The organism is Neobacillus drentensis, from assembly GCF_036962125.1.
GTDB classification, from domain to species: domain Bacteria; phylum Bacillota; class Bacilli; order Bacillales; family Cytobacillaceae; genus Neobacillus; species Neobacillus drentensis_B.
In genome coordinates, this window is sequence record NZ_JBALOA010000038.1 from 31,506 (window position 1) to 38,664 (window position 7,159).

General features: G+C 39.0%; 5 protein-coding genes and 3 pseudogenes. 3 read left to right on the forward strand and 5 right to left on the reverse strand.

Annotated features, from left to right (window positions below):
• From V7121_RS25020 to V7121_RS23135, 3 pseudogenes are all read right to left on the reverse strand, one after another.
• A pseudogene (locus tag V7121_RS25020) lies at positions 1-88 on the reverse strand (hypothetical protein); the annotation flags it as partial.
• A pseudogene (locus V7121_RS25025) lies at positions 86-199 on the reverse strand (hypothetical protein); the annotation flags it as partial. The pseudogenes V7121_RS25025 and V7121_RS25020, both read right to left, overlap by 3 nt.
• A gap of 141 nt (positions 200-340) precedes the next feature.
• Positions 341-484 (reverse strand): annotated as a pseudogene (locus V7121_RS23135) (YHYH domain-containing protein); the annotation flags it as partial.
• 659 nt (positions 485-1,143) lie between these two features.
• On the opposite strand from V7121_RS23135, the gene V7121_RS23140 reads away from it, so the two are divergent.
• The 3 genes from V7121_RS23140 to V7121_RS23150 all read left to right on the forward strand — a co-directional run bounded on the left by V7121_RS23140 (position 1,144) and on the right by V7121_RS23150 (position 5,582).
• On the forward strand, positions 1,144-2,928 hold the full coding sequence (locus V7121_RS23140) for a sensor histidine kinase (protein ID WP_335503509.1): 1,785 nt from the start codon (positions 1,144-1,146) through the stop codon (positions 2,926-2,928).
• Positions 2,903-3,640 (forward strand): LytR/AlgR family response regulator transcription factor, encoded by a 738-nt coding sequence (locus V7121_RS23145; protein ID WP_335503507.1) that lies wholly within the window; start codon positions 2,903-2,905, stop codon positions 3,638-3,640. The genes V7121_RS23140 and V7121_RS23145 overlap by 26 nt, the downstream gene beginning before the upstream one ends.
• Before the next feature lie 136 nt (positions 3,641-3,776).
• On the forward strand, positions 3,777-5,582 hold the full coding sequence (locus V7121_RS23150) for a carbon starvation CstA family protein (protein ID WP_335548063.1): 1,806 nt from the start codon (positions 3,777-3,779) through the stop codon (positions 5,580-5,582).
• Between the two features lie 72 nt (positions 5,583-5,654).
• Here V7121_RS23150 and V7121_RS23155 read toward each other — a convergent pair whose 3' ends face one another.
• Together V7121_RS23155 and V7121_RS23160 are read right to left on the reverse strand one after the other, a co-directional pair.
• On the reverse strand, positions 5,655-5,930 hold the full coding sequence (locus tag V7121_RS23155; protein ID WP_335548065.1) for a CC/Se motif family (seleno)protein: 276 nt from the start codon (positions 5,928-5,930) through the stop codon (positions 5,655-5,657).
• Between the two features lie 384 nt (positions 5,931-6,314).
• Positions 6,315-6,707, reverse strand: coding sequence for a hypothetical protein (locus V7121_RS23160; RefSeq protein ID WP_335548066.1), 393 nt, complete (start codon positions 6,705-6,707; stop codon positions 6,315-6,317).
• Between the last annotated feature and the right edge of the window lie 452 nt (positions 6,708-7,159).

Genomic DNA, 7,159 nt, shown 5'->3' on the forward strand with positions numbered 1-7,159 from the left:
CGCTTACTGTAATCCAGCCCTTTTTCATCACGCCCGACTTATCAAGGTAGTACTTTTTACCGCTTACTGTGATCCAGCCCTTTATCATCACACCATTTTTGTCTAAATAATATTTAGAACCTTTATATGTAAGCCATCCTGTCTTCATTACACCGTTTTTGTCAAAGTAATAACGTTTACTATCAACGACCTTCCATCCTTTTTGTTTTACACCTTTAACATAGTAATATCGCTTTCCATTCGTTTTTTTTCAACCGCTCTTTTTTACGCTAGTGCTCTTTACCTTTGAACTTACTTTTGGGCTTACACTTGAACTATTCCCATTGGGATAATGGTATTACCCGTAGGAAAGTCCCCATTTTTCACAATTTGTCCAACAATAGTGTCCCCCATTAGCGTCCGTTCTACCTGGATGTGCATAGGCAGATAAAGGGACTGATAACATTACCAGCGTACAAATGATTGCCATGAATGATTTCTTCATAGTATTCCCCCTAATAATAACTTTCTTACTATTACAACAATGTAAAATATTGTTGTAATAGTATAGTATATAAGTATTGTTATTAGAAGAGGTTTATAGATAAATAGTATGGAAACCTTGTTAATTAAGGATCTTTTCGCTTTGTATTATTGCAATGAAGGTGAATAATTAATGCAACATTAATCCCAACAAATTTCTATGCGTGCAGCTTCATTTAGTATTTAGTGCGTGAATCATACGGCCGAAACTGAATTGATCCTTAAAGTTACTATTAATCTTTCTTAAATCATCCATTAAATTAAAACCATTGCTAATTAATACTTCAATCAAATTATTCTTCTCAATAGCCTAGCAATCTTCGACAATATCGGGATGTGATAGGCACCGGAATTAACTTCGGACACACTCTTTCCTTTCAGGCTCTTTCTTGTCCGAAGTTGGCTCGACTTTCGGACTCCCTTTTTTCTTAACATGGAATCCAGTTCCTATTAACCTATTTCAGCTTCAAAAAAATAGAATTCATATACCTGGAATATTATAATTCTATAATACTCTTTCGGAATGGACTGTCATTTCTTATAATGTGGTAGAGGGAATGACTGTTTTGACAAGATTTTAATAAAAGCGTTTTAGTACTTAGGTTAAAGGGGGGTGGGAAGATGTTCAATTTAGCTCCATTGATGCTTGAGAAGGTTGGAATTATCGTCATTGTTGCTTTTTTACTTTCGCAGATGCGATCTTTTCGCCAAGTTATTCAAAACAAGCACAGTCCTAATGAGAAAGTTATGCTGATTTTACTTTTTGGTACCTTTGGCATTATTAGTAATTATACGGGGATTGAAGTCTATCATCATACAATTGGAAGGCCTGAGTTCCTTTCTGAAATGAACGAGGAGAGTGCACTAGCAAACACAAGAGTCATGGGGATTGTGATTGGAGGTTTACTAGGGGGACCCACTGTTGGGATGGGTGCCGGACTCATTGCAGGAATCCATCGTTATAGCCTTGGAGGCTTCACTGCCCTTTCGTGTGCTCTTTCTACCATTCTGGCTGGGATCGTGGCTGGATACTTTGGGAAAAAACGAAAACAAAAGGGGAAACAAATTTCGCCCGGCTTTGCGGTCATCATCGGAATGGCTTTAGAAACGGTTCAGATGTTAATCATTCTTGTTGCCGCAAAGCCATTTAACAATGCTTGGGAACTCGTTCAACTCATTAGCCTGCCGATGATTTTCGGCAATGGTTTAGGAACCTTGCTGTTTATGCTCATTATTCAGATCATAAAACGTGACGAAGAACGTACCCGTGCTAATCAAACCAATCAAGCCTTTCTTATTGCGGATCAAACCTTACCTTTCTTTCGTCAAGGCCTAAACATCCATTCATGCAAGGAAATTTCAGAAATTATGTTAAGACTGACGGATGCAGATGCAGTTGCCATCACAAGTGACCAACAAGTTTTAGCCCATGTCGGTGCGGCTTCTGATCACCACATTCCCATGATAAAACCTGAGACCGGGTTGACGAGAAAAGTGCTCTTAGACGGTAAGATTACCATTGCAAGATCGAAGGAGGAAATCTCCTGTATTCATAGTCAATGTCCATTAGAAGCAGCGATTGTTCTTCCATTAAAGGTAAAAAACAAAATTTTTGGTACCTTAAAAATGTACTACACAAAGCCAGATAAACTGGATAAGGTGCAGCAGGAATTGGCTGAAGGGCTGGCCAATCTATTTTCGACACAGCTCGAGCTTGCTGAGGCAGAAAGACAGGCGAAGCTATTAAAGGATGCCGAAATTAAAGCCTTGCAAGCTCAGATTCATCCGCACTTTTTATTTAATAGTATTAATACGATTTCTGCCCTTTGCCGGACAGATCCAGATAAAGCCCGAAAATTATTATTGGAGCTCAGCTTATTTTTTCGTGGCAACCTTCAAGGAGCCAGGCAGATGCTAATCCCTCTGGAAAAAGAATTAGCAAATGTTATGGCCTATCTATCCTTAGAACAAACACGTTTTCCTAACAAATACAATATAGATTTTCAAATAGAGCCAGAGCTCGAAAAGGTACTGATTCCTCCCTTCATCTTGCAGCCTTTAGTTGAGAATGCTATTCACTATGGTTTTCCCCGTAGTAAATCTCAAGGGCAAATTACGATAACCATTTTTTCAAAAAATAATCATCTGCAAATTATTGTAGCTGATAATGGAAAAGGAATAACCGATGACCAGATTGCATTGCTCGGTAAGCAAGTGGTCGATTCTAAAAAAGGAAATGGCACAGCGATATTTAATATAAGTGAACGTCTAAAAGGAATTTACAATGGTCAAGCCAGCTTAACTTTAAAAAGTAAAGAGGATCATGGTGCGATTATTACCATTACCATTCCGCTTGATAGTAAAGGAGTTTTTGATCAAGATGTTGAAGGCCTATATATTGGATGATGAACCGTTAGCTAGAGATGAATTAAAATATCTGCTTATTCGCAGTGCGCAAGTGGAAATCATAGGTGAAGGTGATTGTATCGAGGATGCGGTCGCTGATATTACAGAGCTAAAACCGGACCTTGTTTTCTTGGATATTGAATTAGCTGAGGAAAATGGCTTGAGCTTAGCTAGGCAATTAGAAACGCTGGAGGATACGCCTGCTATTGTCTTCGCTACCGCATATGATGAGTATGCTTTAGAGGCATTTGAATTAGATGCAGTCGATTATATTTTAAAACCCTTTGATGAAGAACGAATTCTAAAGACCTTGGAAAAAATCAAGAAAATGAAAAATATTGGAAATGAAAATATCCCGATCGCGCCCACAATAAAACACAACAGTAATGGGAAAATAGCAGTCCTTGCGGATGAACGGATTATTTTACTAACTGTGGCGGACATCCTTTATTTAGAAGCAAGTGAAGGTAAGTGCAACATCATAACAATCAATCAAGCTTACAAAGTGGCTGATGCCCTCGTTGTTTTAGAGAAAAAGTTAAATAAGGCAAAATTTTTACGTGTTCATCGTAGTTTTATCGTCAACTTAGATCATATTGTTGAAATAGAACCATGGTTTAATTCTACCTATAATTTACAAATGATGGATGGCTCCAAAGTTCCGGTTAGTCGAACCTATGTAAAGGAATTAAAACAGTTGCTAGGTTTTTGAATATTTTGCATTTCATTTATTCATTTTTGCATTTCACCCTTCAATCTGTGCATTTTATCCTGAAAATGAAGAAAATGCTCCTTCATTTTGTAAAATTGATGACATAAGAACAAAAGTGGAGGGGGAATAGACAAAAATGAATGCGATTACAATTGTTATTGCGTCAATATGTATCCTTTTAATTGTTTATCGATTATATGGCACTTTCATGGCAGCAAAGGTTTTAAAGCTTAATGATTCAAAAACGACTCCTGCTCAGAAATTTGAGGATGGACGAGACTATGTCCCAACGAACAAATGGGTAGTATTTGGTCACCATTTTGCAGCGATTGCAGCGGCAGGTCCGTTAGTGGGTCCGATTCTAGCAGCACAATTTGGTTATTTACCAGGATTGATTTGGCTCTTGATTGGTGCCGTTATTGGCGGGGCAGTTCACGATACGGTCGTTCTGTTTGCATCGATGCGTAGAGATGGAAAATCTTTATCAGAAGTGGCGAAGGAAGAACTTGGACCTGTGGCAGGATTTTGTACAGGCTTAGCGATGTTATTCATTATCACTATTACGATGGCAGGTTTGTCCATGGTTGTTCTTGGCGCACTTGAAAGAAACCCATGGGGAACATTTGCGGTTGGAATCACGATTCCGATTGCAATGGGTGTTGGATTATATCATAAAAAGACCGGAAACTTAAAACTTGCAACGACTGTTGGCTTCATATTAATTATGGCGGCCATCATCTTAGGACCAAGTATTCAAGGGACATGGTTTGGCGATATGTTAACCCTTGAAAAAAGCACATTAGCACTTATTCTTCCAATCTATGCATTTTTTGCAGCGGCATTACCAGTTTGGTTATTGCTGGCACCACGTGATTATTTAAGTACGTTTATGAAAATTGGTGTATTTGCTGCGTTAATTATTGGGGTATTCATTGTAAATCCAGAAGTTCAATTTCCGGCATTTACCGAATTCCTTAATGGCGGGGGTCCTGTTGTTGCGGGTCCAGTTTGGCCATTTATTTCGATTACCATTGCTTGTGGAGCCATTTCCGGCTTTCACGCCTTCGTAGGCTCTGGTACAACTCCGAAGATGATTAATCGTTGGAGCGATGTGAAAGGTGTTGCCTTTGGCGCAATGCTTGTGGAATGTTTAGTAGCAATCATGGCATTAATTGCCGCTGTATCGTTACAACCAGGCGATTATTTTGCGATCAATTCAACACCGGAGAAATTTGCCGCACTAGGAATGGAAACGGTACATCTAGATGAACTTAGTAAAGAAGTTGGAATGGACCTTGAAGGAAGAACCGGTGGAGCCGTTACACTTGCGGTTGGGATGACGTACATCTTCGCTGCTGTTCCATTCTTTGCAAAATTAGCTTCCTATTTCTATCAATTTGTAATTCTATTTGAGGCAGTGTTTATCTTAACAGCGATTGACTCAGGAACTCGGGTTGCTCGTTACCTTATTCAAGATTTCTTAGGTGACTTCATTAAACCGTTAAAACGGACAGATTCACTCGGAGCCAATATTTTTGCTAGTGCATTAGCCTGCTTCATTTGGGGATATCTGCTGTTCTCGGGTGATATTAGCTCCGTTTGGGCGCTATTTGGTGTATCCAACCAATTGATGGCGTCGATCGGTCTCATCATTGGTGCGACAGTCGTGCTCAAGATTGCGGAAAAACGTTGGTACATGCTGACCTGCCTAGTCCCGCTGGCCTACTTGTTTGTAACGGTCATGGTAGCAGGATATTGGATGGTGAAAAACGTTTACTTTAATGCAGCTAACCCTGGTTATAACGTCTTAAATGGTATCCTTTCCATTGTCATGCTGATCCTTGGTATCGTCATCATGGTTACTTCCATTACTAAATGGATTAAGCTATGGAAGATTCCACAAAATGTTTTGGTAAAACAATCTGAAAAAGAAGTTGCATAAATATGAAGCACCCATTCACTTGAATGGGTGCTGTTTTTTTAAAATATTATGGAACAGCCAAGTTTAGCATCCTTATTGAAGCTTTGCAGAAATAGATTTTAAAAGACTAAACCCAGATAATTTGAGCGAGAGTTTTTCCTTGCCTCCAATACTCTTTTGTACATATATAGAGACATCATCAATAATAAATTCATGAAAACTCGTTATTTTTTTCGGCTTCCCAGGGACGGCTACCAGATCCTGGACTCCAGGAGTACAGCAAGCTTTTACTTCCATTGTTATAACTGTTAGCTCATTTCCTTTCAATGCAATCCATTCTTTTGCTCCTGAATCGATTTCAATATTCACCGATCTTCCACCCTTTCTATTAATCTATTATTAAGTAAAAAAGGAACTCTTCGCAGTGACTGAACATGGAATCATGGACAGACTATGTTTAAGAGTTTATGAATTCTCTAACAGATTGGCTCATTATTGAACAAGGGCACTGAAAAAATTAACCAGCTCGTTCAAAGCCTATCAATCTTCTTAAGTATCGGGGCGTGACAGTTATCAAATTTAAGGGGAGTGTTTGGACTCTTCCTTGTCCGAAGTTGGCTCGACTTCGGACACAATCTTTCCATTTCAGCTCTTCTGTGTCCGAAGTTAGTTCGTCTTCAGACACAATCTTTCCATTTCAGCTCTTCCTTGTCCGAAGTTGGCTCTACTCAGAACTAACATTCATTTCAAATTTTAGTCATCTAGATCGAAATACTCCTCAGACAATTTCTTCTTACCTGCTTCCAGTTCCATCGTGCTATCTTCATACTCTTGCAGTTTCTCATAGTCAATGCTGTACCATTTCGTCTTGTCCATTTTCATCGCATTGAAATTAGCCGACAGAAGTAACCCCTTCGTCTCTAAAGAAAGAATCGTCCGCTTAATAGTACTAACCGACCAAAAGGGAAGCTGCTTCTGCCACTCCTCATAGGTGTTATACACCCAAATTCTTCCCTCAATGTGATGCTTACTAATGCCAAGCCAATAATGAATTTGCTGCAGCACCACCGCCTCATTCAATCCAATCTTCACCGCCAAACTCGGAATAATCATAACGGGACTTTCCATAATCAATAACCTACTCATCTAACCCTCTCCCTTAACCCTTTATGTAAAGGAACCTTGAATCGTTCTTAGGATGATTTCAGCCCACCGATTGGCCTGCGTTCCTTCTACCTCTTATATAGGAGTAAAAAGGAAAAGGGAGTTGGTTTGAATAAATTTTTGGGGGAGTTTGGAAGTGAAACATATATCTTTTTCTCTGAAGTAATCTCTGAAGTAATCTATGGTATTGCTCGGGTCAACACGAATTTACCTTTGGGTCATCTTAAACCATTCTTAGCTTCAAGTTGATTTAGTAAAGTCGTTCAATTTGGATGATGCATGTTTCGCAAAAAAACCGTCAATAAAACAGTTAAAAGCGGAATATATCGTTAATTTTTGGCGAAGTCCCCAAAATTCTAGACCAAACCCTCCTCTATTCACCTAAAAGCTAACTTTTTTATTTAGTAAATTATTTTATTTGCGAACTGAACAAG